Genomic DNA, 18,540 nt, shown 5'->3' with positions numbered 1-18,540 from the left:
GAGTCCCATCCGGCGCAAATGATTGCGTCGGTGTTTATGTTTCCGTTGGGGAGTCAATCGACTATGAAGTCGTCGCAGATACCTTGTCAGAGGCGGCAGATGACCGACGCAGACTGGCACGATTGCTAATGCCGATGGTTAAATCATGAATGAGTACTTTGGGAAATAACGTATAGATAAAAAAATTCTCTCACTTGCCGAGACGCATGAAGTGCCCCGCAGATTCAGGACCGTCACCATATGTCATCGACACCCGGCAACGTCTCGATCTGATCTCGTCATCGTCAATTCAATATCTTCAAACCAGAATGGGAGACTTGATTTTAGGTGATCTCTAGCATTTGATTAAGCGCGTGTTTAGCAATGCATTATTGTGCGAGTAGAAATGATTTTTTTATTATTTACGCTTTATTTCTTATATATTTTTATCGAAATTTTATTTTATTTTTTATTTGATTTTTTTATTTTATTTTTTAAAAATAAAAAATAAAAAGGCACTGCATGCTATCCATGCAGTGCCTTTCAAAGATGCTCTACCCGTGTCGTGCAAATGACGACAAATTAATTAGAACTTGTGGCGAATACCAACTGCTACAGCAGTCTGGTTACCGGCAACTCCTGTACTATCAGCGACACCAGTATTGACAATATCCGTTGCATGCATGAATGTCGCAAATGCATACAAGTCAGTGCGTTGCGACAATGCATAGTCGGTACCAATGTTGTACGCGGTCAGGTTACCTTTGTCCGATACGCCATCGAATTGGGCGCGCGTGTATTCAACCGCACCCAGCAACTTCAGAGCAGAAGTGAGCGAGTAGGCAGTACCGATTTCATACACATCTGCTTTTTTCGCACGTGCCAGTGTGCGATTGGTCAGGGTCGACAGCGAACCAACGCCCGCAGCGGTCAGATTGGTTTGCGTATTCAGATCTTGGGTAACACGTGACCAGTTACCATACACGCGCGCCGGACCAAACTGGTACGAAGCAACCAGGTTCCAACCCTTGTATGCTGTGCTGCCGACGTTGCTAGCCAGAGTATCGGCGGTGACTGTAGTTGAGGTTGCTGGAATCAGACTGGTATCAGCAGCCGAGGTACCGTTAGCCTTGGATTGGTAGTAGTTCAGCCCCAGACCGAGCGGACCGTTATCGTACTTCAAGCCAGCGCCGAAGGCTTGTCCTGCAGAGGTCGAGCCTGCTTGTTCACCGAATCCGTACAGCAGATTTCCGGTCAAACCATTGATGCTATTGGTGGTGTAGGAGATCGAGTTGTTTGTGCGTGTGCCTTCCAGACGATCCAGGTTGTGACCGACATTGCCAGTCCAACCACCGAACTCATTGACCGAAGTGTATGAAGCAATCGTATCGGCGAAATCAGTTTGACGACCCAGCAATACGCTACCAAAGTCACCCGCCAAGCCCACTACCGATTTACGGCGGAACAGATTGGAACCGCTCACGGCGTCGGAGCCTTGCAGTGCGCCGGTGTCATTGGAAAAACCAGCTTCCAGATTGAATACAGCACTCAAACCACCACCCAGGTTTTCGGTACCCTTGAAGCCGATACGCGAACCTTGGATAACGCCGGAATTGAGCGAAAATTTGCTACCGGTATTGGTACCTGTGCCTGTTGCCACTTGGTTCTGGTAGACCATACCGGTATCAATAATACCGTAGATAGTAACCGAGCTTTGTGCATGAGCAACGCCTGCGAATGCACCCAAAACAGCGAGTGCCAGCAAAGATTTTTTCATTTGAAATCCTTCTTAAAAATAGTCTTGAGGATCCGTACTTCCGTCGGATGGGCAGACATTAAAGCTTCTGCCGCGTCATGACTTCAGCTTGGTGAATAGAAGACATTTTTTAGATCAGACAAAAGAAAAAAATGGCATTTGTTGTATTTTTTTCTCGCGAAAAATTCGCCACGCACCACTGGTACGCGTACCTCATCAGACTTTTTAAAACTGCTCCCAGCTACCATCTTCGCTATTGGTCAGCGCAGGCCTGACGAGTCTCTTTTGCGGCAACCTGGCTGGCTTGAATTGCGTCACTTTGATCGAACGCTCCGGCATCGCCATCTTGAATACACTGACGGTATCAACCAGTTTGCCGGCCTGATCCTGCAAGGATTGCGCTGCGGCAGCGGCTTGCTCTACCAGTGCTGCATTCTGCTGCGTCACCTCATCCATCTTTGCGATCGCGTGATTGATCTGCACCAGTCCAGCGCTTTGCTCCTGCGTGGCGTCGCTGATTTCACTGACGATGTCGGTGACCCGTTTGACGCTACTGACCACCTCAGCCATCGTGCTACCAGCTTGGCTAACCAAGGTGCTGCCGATCCCGACCTTGGCGACCGAGTCATCGATCAGGGCCTTGATTTCCTTGGCAGCAGCCGATGAGCGCTGTGCTAACGTACGTACCTCCGAGGCAACGACGGCGAAGCCACGTCCCTGCTCACCGGCACGCGCAGCTTCCACTGCGGCATTGAGCGCCAGAATGTTCGTCTGGAAGGCAATCCCTTCAATCACGCTGATGATGTCGACGATCTTGCGCGACGAGGCATCAATGTCACCCATGGTGTCAATCACCTGACCGACTACCTTGCCGCCTTCACTGGCGACGCTTGAGGCCGACTGTGCGAGTTGATTGGCCTGCTGTGCATGCTCGGCGTTTTGCTTGACGGTGGCGGTCATCTGTTCCATCGCAGAAGCCGTCTCTTCCAGCGAACCAGCCTGATGCTCGGTACGCGAAGACAGGTCAAGATTGCCGCTGGCAATTTCAGCGGAGGCAGTGTTGATGGTATCGGTACCCATTTTGACCTCACCGACGATACGTAGCAGATTACCGTTCATCGTCTTGAGTGCGGCCAGCAGCTTGCCAGTTTCATCACGGGAGTCGACCACGATCTGTGTCGTCAGATCGCCTGTCGCAACAGCATTGGCAGTGTCGAGCGCACGATTGAGCGGACGTGTAATTCCGCGCGTGATGACCACTGCCAATACCACGGCGATGGCGATGGCCAGACAACCGATCAACATCAGGTGCATCAGACCACTGGCATACGTGGCTTGCACTGCTGCTGCAGAGTCGTTGATGGCTGTGCGCTGCGTATCGAGCAAAGATTGCAGGTCAGCCAGATAGCGGTCGGCCGATGGTGTGAATTCGGTATCGAGTATCCGCTTGGCGTCATCAGCACGCCCTTCCTCCCGCGCTTTGTAGACATCATCACGCGCCTTGACGAAGCGCTTGCGCATATCCGATACGTGCTCGAACACTTCGTGTTCTTGCGGCGTCCTGATCAACTCGGCAACCTTGCGTTGCTGCTCGGAAGAGGCTTGCGACGCTGCGGCATTGTCGGCCATGCTCTGACGGATGAGGTCGACGTCGCCACTGCGGGCGATCAGTGAATGTCGGCGCACATTGCTGTAGATGGTGCGATACCAGTCAGAAATGACGCGCTCTTTGGCAAGCGGAACCGTCATCATTGCATTGGCTTCATCGGCCACTGATTTTAATTGCAAGGCACCGATGACGACCATGGCGATGACAAACAAGGTGACCAGACCGAATGACAAGCCCAGTCGCTTGCCGATAGGCAGATTTGAAAACACGTTGAGCCCCCCTCAAATTCGTGACAGAGTTTTGTCAGCAATGTAAAAATGCATTAAATAAAAAACAGATACGCAAGCAGATGCGCAAGCGAATAAAAAAAGCGGCTCAAGCCGCTTTTCTTTAGAGCGCCATGTCGGCTGCAGCCTGATTTTTAGGTTTGGTGAGATTGGCTGGCGCTGCTTGCTTTGGTGCCACGTTGAGGTCAATCTTCGGCGGCGGTGCCAGTTGCAGAATCTGGCTGGTGTAGGTCCATTCCTTGACCACCTCATCCGGATGATCGTTGAGCTTGATGCCGTAACTTGGAACGATCATGCGAATCTTGCTTTGCCACTCGGGTGTGGCAACCCTGTCCTTGAAGACGGTTTCCAGAACGTGCAGCATGATCGGTGCTGCGGTTGATGCGCCTGGCGATGCGCCCAGCAAACCGGCAATGGTGCCATCCTTGGAACTGACCACTTCCGTGCCGAGTTTGAGAACCCCGCCTTTCTCCTCATCACGTTTGATGATCTGGACCCGCTGACCGGCTTGCCACAGGCGCCAGTCTTCCTTCTTCGCTTCCGGAAAGTACTGCTTGAGTGCAGCGAAGCGGTCATCATCAGAGAGCATCAATTGGCCGGCCAGATATTGCACCAGCGGGAATTCATCAACGCCGACGCGCACCATCGGCCACACGTTATGCGGCGTCGTGCTGGAGAACAGATCCATCAAGGAGCCTTCCTTGAGGAACTTGGTGGAGAAAGTCGCAAAGGGTCCAAACAGGATGATGCGCTTGCCATCAATGACGCGTGTATCGAGATGCGGCACCGACATTGGCGGTGCGCCAGTCGACGCAATGCCATAAGCCTTGGCCATGTGGCGCTCGGCAATTGCCGGATTTTCCGTGACCAGGAACGAACCACCGACCGGGAATGCAGCATAGTCGCGTGCTTCAGGAATACCGGACTGTTGCAGCAGACGTAATGCACCGCCCCCCGCACCGATGAAGAGGAACTTGGCATCGACATCGGTCGAGCTGCCGTCTTTCAGATTCTTGTAGCTGACCCGCCAGGTGCCATCTTCGTTGTGCTTGATTTCTCGCACTTCGCTCGATAGCTTGAGTGAGAAGTTTGAGCGTGTTTGCAGGTAGGCGACATATTGCCGTGTGATTTCACCAAAATTGACATCGGTGCCAATCGGCGTCCAGGTGGCGGCGATCTTTTGTTTAGGATCGCGCCCCTCCATCATCAGCGGGACCCATTTCTTGATCTGCTCCTGATCTTCCGAAAATTGCATTGGACGGAACAGCGGGCTGGCCTGCAGTGCCTCATAACGCTTCTTCAGAAACGCGACATTATCGTCACCCCAGACAAAGCTCATATGGGGAGTTGAGTTGATGAAGGAGCGCGGTGAGTGCAACACGTTTTGGCGCACTTGCCAGGACCAGAACTGACGCGAAATCTGGAAGGCTTCATTGATTTCGATTGCTTTGGAGATACTGACCTTGCCATCCTTGCCCTGCGGCGTGTAGTTCAATTCAGCCAGCGCCGAGTGGCCGGTACCGGCGTTGTTCCAGCCGTTGGAGCTTTCCTTGGCGACGCCATCGAGGCGCTCGACCATCTCCATCGACCAGCTCGGCTCGAGCTCATTGAGCCAGATCGCCAAGGTTGAACTCATGATGCCGCCGCCGACCAGCAACACATCCACTTTCTTGACGTCCGCTGCCTGCGCAGTCAACGCAGCGGGCGAGAGCACCAATACCAACAGTGCCAGTAAACACTTTTTGAGCATGATCTAATCCATATCCATTGAGGAGAAATCAGGTCCCGACATGGGAAACCAATTTTGTCCGGGGGCGGAGATTAGCATGCTGCATTGCACCACGCGATTACGGATTTCCCGTAGTTTGTGCAGATTTAATCCCTATAAATCATAGGGTTAATAGTTAATAATGCTCAGAAATATTGCTTAGAATGCAATTTAAAGGCCGCTGGATACTTGAATTGAGCTTCGTTAAGCCGTGTATCCAGCGCCAGACATTTACCTTGAACAATCGTGACCGATGTGCAATCAGCGGTGCTGTTCTACGGCATCGAGAATCAGCTTGGTAATGTCATCGGGATGGGACAACATCGACAGATGACTGGAGTCAATTTCGATGGTTTTGGCTTTCATGCGTTGCGCAAGAAAACGTTCCAGTTGCGGTGACGTCGTGCGGTCGTTGGTCGAGACGGCATACCAGGTTGGCTTGTCGTGCCACGCAGCCTGCGTCGTGCGTGCGGCGAACAAGGTATCGGCGATGCGCCCTTGCGCGGCATACATGACTTTGGCTTGTTGTGCATTGAGGTCGCCGGCGAAGTCATGCACGAAGGCATCTTCGCTGAGTTGTGCAAACCCATTGGCTTTCACCAAACCGGCACTGGCGGGTGGCGTGGGAAATGTTGCGGCGAGTGCGCCATAATCCTCGCCGGCATCAGGAGCACGTGCGGCAACGTAGACCAGCCCAGCAACCTTGGGATCATTTCCAGCTTCGCTGATGACGGTGCCGGCCCAGGAATGCCCGACCAGAATGGTGGGACCATCTTGCAGTGCGAGCACGCGACGGGTTGCTGCGACATCGTCAGCCAGTGAGGTCAGCGGATTCTGGACCGACGTCACATGCAAGCCAGCTTGTTGCAGACGGGCGATGACTTCCGACCAGCAAGAACCATCCGCATAAGCGCCATGCACGAGTACGACGTTTTTGATATGCGTGGGAGCGACCGCATCATCGGCGTAGACGGCATGGCTGAGCAAGAGCGTGGCGATGGCGGCGATAACGGGTTTCAGGAAGGTAGGTTTATTCATCATGATCAAGGTTCCTTGTGACATCGGTGGGTAAAAAGGGACGACAAACCACTGGGCGTGCGACTACCTGCACGCAGCTCAGTGCTTGTTCTTCAATGCGAAAAGCTGTTGTAGCTTAAGAAGACGGTCGAGTGGGTTCAATCGCCTGTTGGACTGGCATCGCAGTCAGGGAATCGCTCGGACTGACGACCGCATAGAAGTAGCGGCCTTGCCGCCAATACTGGGTCAGCAGGTTGCCATCCTTGCGGTTGCCGGCACCGAAGTTGAAGAGCTCCCCCGGTGAGCGGACATAGTAGAGAATCGCTTGCCCTTCGCTATTCTGGTACACCACCATGGCCGCAGCACCTTTGTCGCTAGCCATGAGGCGGGCACCAAATAGCTTGAATCCATAAGCGCTAAAGTCGGGTGCAGCCGCCGTCTGGACAAAATGCTGGTTGAGCCAGTTTTGCAATTGGGCTGGCTCACTGGTCTTGAGATCGACCTTCTGCAACATGTCATTGGTGGCGAACAAGCGGTAGGCTTGTGTGGCATCGGCCATCGGCAGGTAGGTCTTGCGCATCGACAGTTCACGTAACTGCCATCCTCCCATCGTACCCAAACCCAGTGTCAGCATCAGGGATGCCGCTATTGCCAAAGTGCGCTGGGAACGTGATCGCAGTTCACGTCGGATGCGCTGTGGATCAAGTCGTGCCGGAATCGGTGTCACGGGAATACTGGCGATGGCGGCGCGCACGCGTTGATTATCCAGGCGCAACTGCTCCACTTCACGCGCAAGGTCGGGATGGCTTACCAGATAACTGTCGATTTGACGATGCAGCTCCGGATCCAGCTGACCATCAACGTAAGCATGCAAGTCGTGTTCTGAGGGGATGTGTGTTGTCATTTGAGAATCCGCAAAGAAGGCGTGATCGTTGTCCCATCATTGAGCGCACGCAAGGCTTTGCGCGCACGTGAGAGGCGCGACATGACAGTCCCGATCTTTATGCCCAATGTGTCAGCAATTTCCTGGTAACTCAATCCTTCCACTGAGACCAGCAGCAACAATACGCGCTGATCCGATGGCAGCTTGTTGAAGTCGCGCAATGCCGAGCGCGACATCACAATCTCTTCGGTGGAGGGGGCGAGTTCCTCCTCGCCCGCGCCAAATAAGGAAAACAAGCCCGCGAAGCGTCTGGTACGACGTTCTCCATCCAGAAAGTGCCGATACATGATCTGAAATAGCCAGGATCGCAAATCACCGTCATCCCTGCGCTCGGTACCGCCCGACAAGGCGCGTTCAAGACAGGATTGCACCAGATCGTCGGCACTGCTTTCGTGACGCGTGAGCGACAAGGCAAATCGACGTAGCCTGGGAAGCAACTCGCGCAGATCATCATCGGTAAAATTGCGACTCATGGGCATCAACCAGTGAAAAAAATAGTGACATCAAACTCGTTCATGCTCAGTAAGACGAACAGCTGGTTCGCTTATTCCCTGTCGATCAGTTTATTTATCGTCCATGCAGCAAATAGTACGTCGGACTCTGGCCGCACCGCATGGAACAGTTGCTATTGATGCAATTTTCGACTCTTTTCTTAGCCTCCTCAGGCTCTGCCCCAAAGAGTTTCCAAAATGTAATGTCACTACAGCATCACTTCACACCGCGCTCAGGTCTTGCCGTGCTGGCGGTGCTATAATCGCGAACCTTGGAAGTGTGCCGAAATACGCACTAAAAAGCGCAAAGATGCGTGCAAGCGCAGCCGACCGTCGATAGGTGGTCGACATGCAATTGATGCCGCGCTTGCCCTTGCGCGTGTTCCGCTTCCCCTTTGCCGGCACCGCACCTCCCTCTGCCGCGCGCTCAAGCTTGAATGACATTTATGCAGAAAAAAGTATTCATCAAAACCTTTGGCTGTCAGATGAACGAGTATGACTCGGACAAAATGGCCGACGTGCTCAACGCCTCTGATGGCTTGATCAAAACCGACAAGCCGGAAGAAGCAGATGTGATTCTGCTCAATACCTGTTCGGTCCGTGAAAAGGCGCAGGAGAAAGTATTCTCGGACCTCGGTCGCCTGCGCGAGCTGAAGAAGAACAATCCGGATCTGCTGATCGGTGTGGGTGGCTGTGTTGCCTCGCAGGAAGGCGAAGCGATCGTCAAACGCGCTCCTTATGTGGATATGGTGTTTGGCCCGCAAACCCTGCATCGCTTACCGCAGATGATCAGTGAACGTCGCTTCAGCGGTCGGCCGCAGGTTGATATCAGCTTCCCGGAAATCGAAAAGTTCGATCACATGCCGCCGGCGCGGGTCGAAGGTGCAACCGCTTACGTCTCCATCATGGAGGGTTGCAGCAAGTATTGCAGCTATTGCGTGGTGCCTTATACCCGTGGGGAAGAAGTCTCGCGCCGCTTTGATGATGTTCTGACGGAAGTCGCTGGTCTGGCCGAGCAAGGCGTCAAGGAAGTCACTCTGCTGGGGCAGAACGTGAACGCCTTCCGCGGCGTGATGGCCGATGGCGAAATTGCTGACTTTGCGTTGTTGATTGAATTCATTGCCGAAATCCCCGGGATTGAGCGTATCCGTTTTGTGACCAGCCATCCCAAGGAGTTCACCCAGCGCCTGATCGATACCTATGCCAAGGTACCGAAGCTGGTCGACCATCTTTACCTGCCGGCACAACATGGCTCGGACCGCATTCTGGCGGCCATGAAGCGTGGTTACACGGTGCTGGAATACAAGTCGGTCTTGCGTCGTTTGCGCGAGGTACGCCCCAACATTGCAGTGTCGAGTGACTTCATTGTCGGCTTCCCCGGTGAAACCGAGGAAGATTTCAATGCCTTGATGAAGTTGATTACGGATATTGGCTACGACACCAGCTTCAGCTTTGTCTTCAGTCCGCGTCCGGGTACACCGGCAGCCAATCTGGCTGACGATACCCCTTACGAGGTCAAGCTCAAGCGCTTGCAGCATTTGCAGGCGGTGGTGCAGGACAATGCCAACAAGATCAGTCAGAGTATGGTCGGTTCGATGCAACGGATTTTGGTGGAAGGCCCGTCGCGCAAGGACCCTAATGAACTACAAGGACGAACAGAAAACAATCGCGTGGTCAATTTTGATGGCGGTCCCAATGGGGCGCGCCTGATCGGGCAGATGGTTGATGTGACCATTTTGCAGGCGTTCCCGTTCTCGCTGCGTGGCGAGATCGTAGTCAAGCAATAGTTTCCACTCTTTTAGCCAGAAACGAGCCAGATTGAAAAAATCACCTAGCCAGCCCCACTATTTCACCCCGCAACCGCTGGACAATAAGCGCCTGGCGCACTTGTGCGGGCCGCTTGATGAAAACCTGCGGCAGATTTCGGCTGCCCTGGATGTCACGATCTTCCGCCGTGGCGACAAATTCATTGCCAGTGGTACCAATGCCGAACGCGCCGTGGCCATTCTGGATGACTTCTATGCCAAGGCCGATCAACCGGTCTCGGTCGAAGACATTCAGCTGACACTGGTGGAGCAACGCGCTGGCGGCCGACGCGCTGTTATTCCTGCGCCAGATGCAGTGGCCGCTGGTCAGGACGACGACGACTCTGTCATCGAAAGCCCGGTGTTGAAAACCCGCAAGCATGATTTGCGTGGCCGCACGCCACATCAAAGCCAGTATCTGAACGCAATTCTCGAGCATGACATTACTTTCGGTGTCGGCCCTGCCGGTACCGGTAAGACCTATCTGGCAGTTGCCTGCGCAGTCGATGCACTGGAGCGCGATGCCGTACAGCGTATTGTGTTGACACGCCCGGCAGTGGAAGCCGGCGAGCGCCTGGGATTCCTGCCCGGTGATCTGGCGCAAAAAGTGGATCCCTATCTGCGCCCGTTGTATGACGCGCTGTATGATTTGCTGGGCTTTGACCGGACCCAGAAGCTGTTTGAAAAGCAGGCGATTGAAATCGCGCCGTTAGCTTACATGCGCGGACGCACACTCAATCATGCATTCATTATTCTGGATGAAGCGCAAAACACCACGCCGGAACAGATGAAGATGTTCCTGACCCGTATCGGCTTTGGCAGCAAGGCCGTGATCACCGGTGACGTCACTCAGATCGACTTGCATCATGGCCAGAAGAGCGGCCTCATTGATGCCTTGAATGTGCTGCATGAGGTGCGCGGCATTGCCTTCTCGCGCTTCACCAGCAGCGATGTGGTGCGCCACCCGCTGGTGGGACGGATTGTGGATGCCTACGAGGCAGCGCAGCCGGCCACTACTGCCCACATTACCTCCAGCAATGCCGTCAAACGTCTCAGCCAGGGCCTGACCCAGTCAGCCAAGCCACGTCATGCAAAAAAATAAGCTTACCCTTTCCGTCCAGTATGCCGATCCAACGCTCAAGGAGATCGTGCCGCGCACCCAAATCCGGCGCTGGATTGCCGCTGCACTGTTTGCGCCTGCGGAGCTGACCATCCGCTTTGTCGATGCCGAAGAAGGCAAGACCCTGAACCGCGATTACCGTGGCAAGGATTACGCTACCAATGTGCTGACCTTTGCGTATACGGAGGATGAAGACAGTGAAGTCACCCAGGCCGATATCATTCTGTGTAGCGATGTGCTGGAGAAAGAAGCGGCCGAGCAAAAGAAACCGCTGATCGACCACGCGGCACATCTGATCGTCCATGGCGTGTTGCATGCACAAGGTTACGATCACGAGGACGACACCGAAGCTGACGAGATGGAAGCGCTGGAGATTGAAATTCTGGCGACGCTGGGCTTTGCCAATCCTTATGCCGACCGGGGCTGACTGACCACATTATTTCCGCGAGGAAATGATTGACTATTCCAAGCATCCGGTCCGGCTGCATGTCGTGGGATCTGCGACAACATTGCGGTGCCAAAATTCACTTTTAATCGCCGTGTCATAGTTTTGTTGTATCCTATGCCCCATCGAAACAACGTCGGACCCACGGCTCACGCCATATGCAAGATCACCCTAGTAGCGTCAAATCTCTTGACGCTAAACCCCACCGTTCATTGTTTGAACGCCTCACCGCGCTGATCTCCCCCGAACCTGAAAATCGAGCAGAGTTGCTCGAAGTCCTGCACGACGCTCACGAACGCAATCTGATTGATGCCGACGCGCTGTCGATGATCGAAGGCGTGTTCCAGGTGTCCGATCTGGCCGTGCGCGACATCATGGTGCCGCGCTCGCAGATGGATACCATTGATATCAGCAAACCCATCGAAACCTGGATGCCCGATGTGCTGTCGACCTCGCACTCGCGCTTCCCGGCAGTCGAAGGTGAACGCGACAAGGTAATCGGGATCTTGCTGGCCAAGGATTTGCTGCGTTATTACGCCGAAGATTCGTTTGATGTGCGCGACATGCTGCGCCCTGCCGTGTTCATTCCTGAATCCAAGCGTCTCAATGTGCTGCTGCGCGACTTCCGAGCCAATCGCAATCACATGGCGATTGTGGTCGATGAATACGGTGGCGTCGCCGGCTTGATTACCATTGAGGATGTGCTGGAGCAGATCGTCGGTGATATCGAAGACGAATATGACTTTGATGAGGAAGAAGACAACATTCTCGCCATCAAGGATGGTGCAAACGGTCCGCGCTGGCGCATCAAGGCACTCACTGAAATTGAGCAGTTCAATGAAACGCTGGAGACCAGTTTCTCCGATGAGGATGCCGATACCATCGGCGGTCTGGTCGCCAATCACCTTGGCCGTGTGCCACGCAAGGGTGATGAGTTCGACATTGACGGCATGCACTTTGAAGTGCTGCGTGCTGACGCCCGTCAGGTGCACGTCTTGCTGGTAGAGAAGCTGCCAGAAACCAGCCCTGACACTGACACCGAATAAGCCCTCCTGCATGGATCAACCCAGTTCTTCTGCCACCGCCACCCGGTCATCCCTGACTGTGGGCAGTTCGCGCTGGATGCCACTGTTTGCCTTGCTGGCTGGCATGGTCAATGTGCTGGCATTTGCCCCCTTCTCCATCTGGCCACTACAGATCCTGACGCTGGCCTGGCTGTTCCGGCAGCTCCTCAAAGCTGAAAACAACATGCAAGGCTGGCGTCGTCAGGCCTTGCTAGGCTGGTTGTATGGCCTTGGCTGGGCAGCCTGTGGCGTGCATTGGTTGTATATCAGCATGCACGACTATGGCGGCATGGCCAGCTGGATGGCGGCGCTGGCAGTTGTTTTACTGGCAACGTTTCTGGGACTCTATGCGGGTCTTGCGATGGCCGTCTCGGCCTGGTTGCGCCGCCGCTGGTTCGCCTCGGATACCAATCTATCACTGCTGATTCTGCCGTCGGCATGGGCACTGTCGGAGTGGACACGTGGCTGGTTTTTTACCGGATTCCCTTGGCTGACCTCAGGCTATGCCCACAATATCGGTCCACTCTCGGGTTTTGCACCGGTCATGGGCGTGTATGGTGTGGCATGGATTGCGGCGCTCATCAGCGGCGCTCTGGCACTGCTGAGCTTGCGCAAAGCAACGGTAACAACCCGCATGCAGCGTAGTTTGCCGGCAGTGATGGTGATATTGCTGGGCATCACAGGACTCGCACTGCATCATGTGAACTGGACCCAGCCGATGGGCAAGCCAATTTCGGTGCGACTGCTGCAAGGTAATATTCCGCAAGAGATGAAGTTCTCCAATGAGGCGCTGCTGTCGAACCTGTTGATGTATGAAGAGATGATCAACAGCGCGCCTGCTGACCTGATTGCCACGCCTGAGACCGCCGTGCCACTGCTGCCGGAGCAATTACCACCGGACTATCTGCGCCGCATCACCGATTTCGTGCAATCGTCGGGCAGTCATCTGGCATTAGGTATTCCGATCTCGGATGGGCCCGGTCAATATGCCAATAGCATCATTGGTCTTTCACCCGATCCGGCCAGTGCGACCCGTCCTTATCGTTATGACAAGCATCATCTGGTCCCTTTTGGTGAATTCATCCCCTTCGGCTTTCGCTGGTTTGTGGACCTGATGCACATCCCGCTGGGCGATATGAGGCGCGGCCATCCTTTGCAGGGGCCGTGGCAAATCGGCCAGCAATGGGTCATGCCTAATATCTGCTACGAGGACTTGTTTGGCGAGGAAATTGCCGCCCAGTTGCGCGCCTCCTATAACAATGGCACACCATTGGCCAGCATTCTGCTGAACGCCTCCAATATCGCCTGGTTCGGCAATTCAATCGCGTTACCGCAGCATCTGGAGATTTCACAAATGCGGGCGCTGGAGACCGGCCGTCCAATGCTGCGTTCGACCAATACCGGCACCACCGCCGTGATTGATCCTAAGGGTCAGATCTTGTCAGCATTGCAACCACTGAGTCGTGGTGTGCTCACAGCATCGGTGCAAGGCTATGCTGGCGTGACCCCTTACATTCTGCTGGGCAATGCGCTGATGCTGGCGTGCACACTGGCAGCACTGGTGCTGGGCTGGTGGCTGGCACACCGTCGCCGCTGATTTCCGAGACCGGGAGGTGATTTTTCCCGGCTGTTTCACCGAGAAGGGCCGCATAAGCCCCCCAAAAACCGCTAAAATTCAGGGTTTTAGCAATTCCTTGCCCACCTGTCCGGCAACCATCAAAGATGCTCACATTTCAACAGATCATTCTCAAGCTGCAAGAATATTGGGATGCGCAAGGTTGCGCATTGCTCCAGCCCTACGACATGGAAGTCGGTGCTGGTACCTCGCACACGGCAACCTTCCTGCGCGCCATCGGACCTGAGCCTTGGCGGGCCGCCTATGTGCAGCCATCGCGTCGACCCAAAGATGGCCGCTATGGCGAAAACCCGAATCGCATGCAGCACTACTACCAATATCAGGTGGTGTTGAAGCCTGCGCCGGAAAACATCCTCGATCTGTATCTGGGTTCCTTACAGGCATTGGGTCTGGACCTTCAACAAAACGATGTGCGTTTCGTTGAAGATGACTGGGAAAATCCGACCCTGGGCGCCTGGGGTCTGGGCTGGGAAGTCTGGCTCAATGGCATGGAAGTGACCCAGTTCACCTACTTCCAGCAAGTCGGTGGGCTCGACTGCAAACCGGTGCTGGGTGAAATCACCTACGGTATTGAGCGTCTGGCGATGTATCTGCAAGGCGTTGAAAACGTCTACGACCTGGTCTGGACCGAGTGGACCGAAAACGGCGTCAAGAAGAAGCTGACCTACGGTGATGTATTCCATCAGAATGAGGTGGAGCAATCGACCTTCAACTTCGAATACTCGAATACCGACTTCCTGTTCTCGCTGTTCGGCAACTACGAAGCCGAAGCCAAGCGTCTGCTGGAAGTACCACTGGCACTGCCTGCCTACGAAATGATCCTGAAGGCTGCGCACACCTTCAATCTGCTGGATGCCCGTGGCGCAATCTCGGTGACCGAGCGCGCTGCCTATATCGGTCGCATCCGCAATCTGTCGCGGGCGGTGGCGCAAGCCTATTTCGAGTCACGTGAACGACTCGGTTTCCCGATGCTGGATGCGGCACAGAAACAGCAGGCCGCCTGAACCAATGACGCGAAGTAAGAACCGTAAGACACCAACATGACCCAAACACTTTTAGTAGAACTGCTGACCGAAGAACTGCCACCGAAGGCACTGGCCAAGCTGGGCGATGCCTTTGCTGCCGCAATCTTCAATGGTTTGAAGGCGCGTGATTTCCTGGCCGATGGCGCCACGTTGACCAGCTATGCGACACCGCGCCGTCTGGCGGTCGCCATCAGCCAGGTGCGCGCCACCTCGCTGGACAAGACCGTTCGTGAAAAAGTATTACCCGTGACCGTCGCGCTGGACGCAGAAGGCCGCCCTTCTGCACCGCTGGTGAAAAAACTGGCAGCACTGGCTGCACAGACCGGTGCCACCGTGATCACGCCAGATCAGCTCGAACGTGCGCAGGATGGCAAGGCAGAGAGCTTTTTCTATACCTATACGGCCAAGGGTTCGACGCTGCAAAGCGGTTTGCAAACTGCGCTGGAGGAAGCCGTTGCCAAGCTGCCAATCCCCAAACTGATGAGCTATCAACGTCAGTTCGGTCGTGCCGCAGGTGAAACGGTACACTTCGTGCGTCCAGCACATCGCCTGCTGGCCTTGCATGGCAACGATGTTGTACCACTCAACATTCTCGGCCTGGATGCCGGTAATCAGACATTGGGGCATCGCTTCCTGTCGCAGGGTGCGATCACCATCGCCAATCCGGATAGCTACAGCGCGACGCTGGAGACCGAAGGCAAGTTAATTCCAAGCTTTATCGCCCGCAAGGAAAAGATCCGCACTGACCTGCTGGCCAAGGCAGGTGACGACAAAGTCCTGATGCCAGAGTCGCTGCTCGACGAGGTGACCGCGCTGGTGGAATGGCCGGTGGTCTACGAATGCAAGTTTGATGATCAATTCCTCGCGGTGCCGCAGGAATGCCTGATCCTGACCATGCAGACCAATCAGAAATATTTTGCGCTCACCGATGCTGCTGGCAAGCTGCGCTCGCGCTTTTTGATCGTCTCCAATCTGGCGACCGATTTCCCGCAACACATCATTCAGGGTAACGAACGCGTGGTGCGTCCGCGCTTGTCGGATGCCAAGTTTTTCTTTGAGCAGGACAAGAAGAAATCGTTGGCTGACCGCATCCCGCAACTGGCCAACGTGGTCTACCACAACAAGCTGGGCAACCAGTTACAGCGTACCGAGCGCGTCCAGGCGCTGGCTGCTGCGATTGCCGCGCTGCTGGGCGGCGACAGCACCGCCGTTGCGCTGGCTGAACGTGGCGCGTTGCTGGCCAAGGCCGATTTGCTGACTGACATGGTTGGCGAATTCCCTGAACTGCAAGGCATCATGGGTACCTACTATGCACGTCACGATGGTGAGCCGGATGCCGTCGCTTTGGCTGCTTCCGAACATTATCAGCCGCGCTTCGCCGGCGATGCACTGCCGTCCTCTTTAACTGGTACTGCGGTGGCACTGGCAGACAAGCTGGAAACACTGGTCGGGATCTGGGGTATCGGTCTGCAACCAACCGGTGACAAGGATCCGTTTGCCTTGCGTCGTCATGCGCTGGGTATCCTGCGCATGCTGGTGGAAAAGCGTTTGCCTCTGTCCATTCCCGTGTTGATCCAACAAGCCGTAGCACTGTTTGCGGGCAACCCACAATTCAAAGACCCGAGTGCCGAGGTCAGCAGCTTTATTTACGATCGTTTGCGCGGTTTGCTCCGTGAGCGCAATTACACGCCTAACGAAATTGAGGCAGTGATCGCACAACAACCGGCGCAGCTCGACAACATCACCGAGCGGTTGGATGCGGTACAGGCATTTGCTGCATTGCCAGAGGCAGAAGCACTGGCAGCGGCTAACAAGCGCATTACCAACATTCTCAAGAAAATCGAGACTGACGTCAGCGGCACGGTAGATAGCGCATTGCTGCAAGAAGCTGCTGAAAAAGCCTTGTATGCGGCAATGCTGAAATTGAAGCCACAAGTCGATACCGCTTTTGCGGCTGGTAATTTCAGCGACGCGCTGATGGCACTGGCACAATTGCGCCAGGATGTGGACGCCTTCTTCACCGATGTCATGGTCAATGCGGAAGACGCGCAACTGCGCAATAACCGTCAGGCCTTGCTGGCGCAATTGCATCAGATGCTCAATCAGGTTGCCGACATTTCCAAGCTGGCCGCTTGAGTCTGGCACATTGATGAACAGCCAAACCTAACCAGACCTGTCACGAAAGAATCTACTGCTATGAAGCTGATTATTCTGGACCGAGATGGTGTGATAAATCACGACTCGGATGCCTTCATCAAATCACCTGACGAATGGATCCCGATCAAGGGCTCACTGCAAGCGATTGCACGCCTGAATCAGGCCGGTTATCGAGTGGCGGTGGCAACCAATCAGTCCGGTGTGGCACGCGGCCTGTTCGATATGATGACGCTCAATGCGATCCATCAGAAAATGCACAACGCTGCACAACAGGTCGGTGCCGAGATTGACGCGGTGTTCTTTTGCCCGCATGCCGCCGACGATAATTGCGATTGCCGCAAACCCAAAGCCGGGATGTTCAATGATATTGGCAAACGCTTTGGCGTGAGCCTGCGCGGTGGTGTGCCGACAGTGGGCGACTCATTGCGCGATTTGCAGGCAGGTTTTATCGCTGGCTGCGCGCCCTATCTGGTCTTGACTGGCAAGGGTGAAAAAACGCGTGAAAAGGGTGGTTTGCCCCCGGGTACGCTGATTTATCCGGATCTGGCATCAGTGGTCGATTTTCTGCTGAAGGCACCGGTACCGCTGGCGGTCTGAATTTACTCCGTAGCGAATAAGCACGCGTGCTTGTCCGCCATACCAATCAAAGGACGTCATTTTGCAACTCAATTTATTTCTGCGCTCAGTTCTCTTCACGCTGATCATGGCAGTGATGACCATCGTCTGGTCCATGGCCTGCATTCTGTTCGCACCGTTTCCGTATGCGCAGCGCTACTATCTGACATCGCGTTGGAATGTGGTGGTGATCTGGGCCGCACGTGTGATTTGCGGTATCCGCTATGAAGTACGTGGGATGGAAAATCTTCCTGATGCGCCGGCGATTCTGTTGTCGAAGCATCAGTCGGCCTGGGAAACCATTTTCTATGTGATTCTGATGCCACGTCCGCTGGTGTTTGTGTTCAAGAAAGAGCTGACCTACATCCCCTTCTTCGGTTGGGGCATTGCCTTGTTGCGGATGATCCCGATTGATCGCAGCAAGGGCAAGGATGCCTTCGCGCAAGTAGTGGAACATGGCCGCAAGCGTCTGGCCGATGGTCAGTGGGTAATCATGTTTCCTGAAGGGACACGCATTGCCGTGGGCAAAGCGGGCAAGTACAAGCTCGGCGGTCCGCGTCTGGCAGTCGAAACCCAAACCCCGGTGGTACCGATTGCGGTCAATGCCGGCGAATGTTGGGCCAAGGGGTCGTTCATCAAAAAGCCCGGCTTGATCACGGTCTCGATTGGCAAGCCGATTTCTTCCGAGGGACTGGACTCTGCAACACTCAGCCAACGTGTGGAAAATTGGATAGAATCAGAAATGCGCGTTATTTCTCCCGCGATTTATGCCCATGAATCCCGGAATGTTGCTGACGCCAAACAAACAAACTAAACGCTATTG

Annotated in this window: 15 protein-coding genes; 9 read left to right on the top strand and 6 right to left on the bottom strand. The window is 54.6% G+C overall.

Annotated features, from left to right (window positions below; translation table 11 throughout):
* Nucleotides 1–565 precede the first annotated feature (565 nt).
* The 6 genes from FHW66_RS16090 to FHW66_RS16065 form a co-directional block, all read right to left on the bottom strand.
* Nucleotides 566–1,756, bottom strand: coding sequence for a porin (locus FHW66_RS16090; RefSeq protein ID WP_183380839.1), 1,191 nt, complete (start codon nt 1,754–1,756; stop codon nt 566–568).
* A gap of 204 nt (nt 1,757–1,960) precedes the next feature.
* Nucleotides 1,961–3,613, bottom strand: coding sequence for a methyl-accepting chemotaxis protein (locus FHW66_RS16085; protein ID WP_370543489.1), 1,653 nt, complete (start codon nt 3,611–3,613; stop codon nt 1,961–1,963).
* A 121-nt stretch (nt 3,614–3,734) separates the two neighbouring features.
* Complete coding sequence (gene mqo, locus FHW66_RS16080; RefSeq protein WP_183380838.1) at nt 3,735–5,381, bottom strand: malate dehydrogenase (quinone); 1,647 nt, start codon at nt 5,379–5,381, stop codon at nt 3,735–3,737.
* A 279-nt stretch (nt 5,382–5,660) separates the two neighbouring features.
* Nucleotides 5,661–6,440: an alpha/beta fold hydrolase gene (locus FHW66_RS16075; protein ID WP_183380837.1), complete on the bottom strand. Its 780-nt coding sequence runs from the start codon at nt 6,438–6,440 to the stop codon at nt 5,661–5,663.
* Between the two features lie 112 nt (nt 6,441–6,552).
* Nucleotides 6,553–7,320, bottom strand: a complete 768-nt coding sequence (locus FHW66_RS16070; protein ID WP_183380836.1) for an anti-sigma factor — start codon at nt 7,318–7,320, stop codon at nt 6,553–6,555.
* A complete protein-coding gene (locus FHW66_RS16065) occupies nt 7,317–7,832 on the bottom strand; it encodes a sigma-70 family RNA polymerase sigma factor (RefSeq protein WP_183380835.1) in 516 nt (171 codons plus the stop codon). Before FHW66_RS16065 ends, FHW66_RS16070 begins: the two co-directional genes overlap by 4 nt.
* Nucleotides 7,833–8,296: 464 nt before the next feature.
* On the opposite strand from FHW66_RS16065, the gene miaB reads away from it, so the two are divergent.
* The 9 genes from miaB to FHW66_RS16020 all read left to right on the top strand — a co-directional run bounded on the left by miaB (nt 8,297) and on the right by FHW66_RS16020 (nt 18,531).
* On the top strand, nt 8,297–9,637 hold the full coding sequence (gene miaB, locus FHW66_RS16060; protein WP_183380834.1) for a tRNA (N6-isopentenyl adenosine(37)-C2)-methylthiotransferase MiaB: 1,341 nt from the start codon (nt 8,297–8,299) through the stop codon (nt 9,635–9,637).
* Between the two features lie 31 nt (nt 9,638–9,668).
* Nucleotides 9,669–10,757, top strand: a complete 1,089-nt coding sequence (locus FHW66_RS16055; RefSeq protein ID WP_183380833.1) for a PhoH family protein — start codon at nt 9,669–9,671, stop codon at nt 10,755–10,757.
* Nucleotides 10,744–11,202, top strand: a complete 459-nt coding sequence (gene ybeY / locus FHW66_RS16050; protein WP_183380832.1) for an rRNA maturation RNase YbeY — start codon at nt 10,744–10,746, stop codon at nt 11,200–11,202. Before FHW66_RS16055 ends, ybeY begins: the two co-directional genes overlap by 14 nt.
* Before the next feature lie 176 nt (nt 11,203–11,378).
* On the top strand, nt 11,379–12,266 hold the full coding sequence (locus FHW66_RS16045; protein WP_183380831.1) for an HlyC/CorC family transporter: 888 nt from the start codon (nt 11,379–11,381) through the stop codon (nt 12,264–12,266).
* 10 nt (nt 12,267–12,276) lie between these two features.
* A complete protein-coding gene (gene lnt, locus FHW66_RS16040) occupies nt 12,277–13,881 on the top strand; it encodes an apolipoprotein N-acyltransferase (RefSeq protein ID WP_183380830.1) in 1,605 nt (534 codons plus the stop codon).
* Nucleotides 13,882–14,006: 125 nt separating this feature from the next.
* A complete protein-coding gene (gene glyQ, locus FHW66_RS16035) occupies nt 14,007–14,924 on the top strand; it encodes a glycine--tRNA ligase subunit alpha (protein ID WP_183380829.1) in 918 nt (305 codons plus the stop codon).
* Nucleotides 14,925–14,960: 36 nt separating this feature from the next.
* Complete coding sequence (gene glyS, locus FHW66_RS16030) at nt 14,961–17,081, top strand: glycine--tRNA ligase subunit beta (protein WP_183380828.1); 2,121 nt, start codon at nt 14,961–14,963, stop codon at nt 17,079–17,081.
* A 60-nt stretch (nt 17,082–17,141) separates the two neighbouring features.
* Nucleotides 17,142–17,699 carry a D-glycero-beta-D-manno-heptose 1,7-bisphosphate 7-phosphatase gene (gene gmhB / locus FHW66_RS16025; RefSeq protein ID WP_183380827.1) on the top strand — a complete coding sequence of 186 codons (558 nt, stop codon included), beginning with the start codon at nt 17,142–17,144 and terminating at the stop codon, nt 17,697–17,699.
* A gap of 61 nt (nt 17,700–17,760) precedes the next feature.
* Nucleotides 17,761–18,531, top strand: a complete 771-nt coding sequence (locus FHW66_RS16020) for a 1-acyl-sn-glycerol-3-phosphate acyltransferase (protein WP_255459007.1) — start codon at nt 17,761–17,763, stop codon at nt 18,529–18,531.
* Nucleotides 18,532–18,540 lie beyond the last annotated feature (9 nt).

This window comes from Herbaspirillum sp. Sphag64, from assembly GCF_014192645.1.
Taxonomy (GTDB): Bacteria; Pseudomonadota; Gammaproteobacteria; order Burkholderiales; family Burkholderiaceae_D; genus Herbaspirillum.
This window is presented reverse-complemented; position numbering and strand designations above follow the sequence as displayed.

Coding starts and splice junctions, on each gene's coding strand:
- gmhB (WP_183380827.1), top strand. CDS start 17,142: ATGAAGCTGATTATTCTGGACCGAGATGGTGTGATAAATCACGACTCG.
- FHW66_RS16090 (WP_183380839.1), bottom strand. CDS start 1,756: ATGAAAAAATCTTTGCTGGCACTCGCTGTTTTGGGTGCATTCGCAGGC.
- FHW66_RS16065 (WP_183380835.1), bottom strand. CDS start 7,832: ATGAGTCGCAATTTTACCGATGATGATCTGCGCGAGTTGCTTCCCAGG.
- FHW66_RS16045 (WP_183380831.1), top strand. CDS start 11,379: ATGCAAGATCACCCTAGTAGCGTCAAATCTCTTGACGCTAAACCCCAC.
- ybeY (WP_183380832.1), top strand. CDS start 10,744: ATGCAAAAAAATAAGCTTACCCTTTCCGTCCAGTATGCCGATCCAACG.
- FHW66_RS16075 (WP_183380837.1), bottom strand. CDS start 6,440: ATGATGAATAAACCTACCTTCCTGAAACCCGTTATCGCCGCCATCGCC.
- glyS (WP_183380828.1), top strand. CDS start 14,961: ATGACCCAAACACTTTTAGTAGAACTGCTGACCGAAGAACTGCCACCG.
- miaB (WP_183380834.1), top strand. CDS start 8,297: ATGCAGAAAAAAGTATTCATCAAAACCTTTGGCTGTCAGATGAACGAG.
- mqo (WP_183380838.1), bottom strand. CDS start 5,381: ATGCTCAAAAAGTGTTTACTGGCACTGTTGGTATTGGTGCTCTCGCCC.
- FHW66_RS16070 (WP_183380836.1), bottom strand. CDS start 7,320: ATGACAACACACATCCCCTCAGAACACGACTTGCATGCTTACGTTGAT.
- lnt (WP_183380830.1), top strand. CDS start 12,277: ATGGATCAACCCAGTTCTTCTGCCACCGCCACCCGGTCATCCCTGACT.
- glyQ (WP_183380829.1), top strand. CDS start 14,007: ATGCTCACATTTCAACAGATCATTCTCAAGCTGCAAGAATATTGGGAT.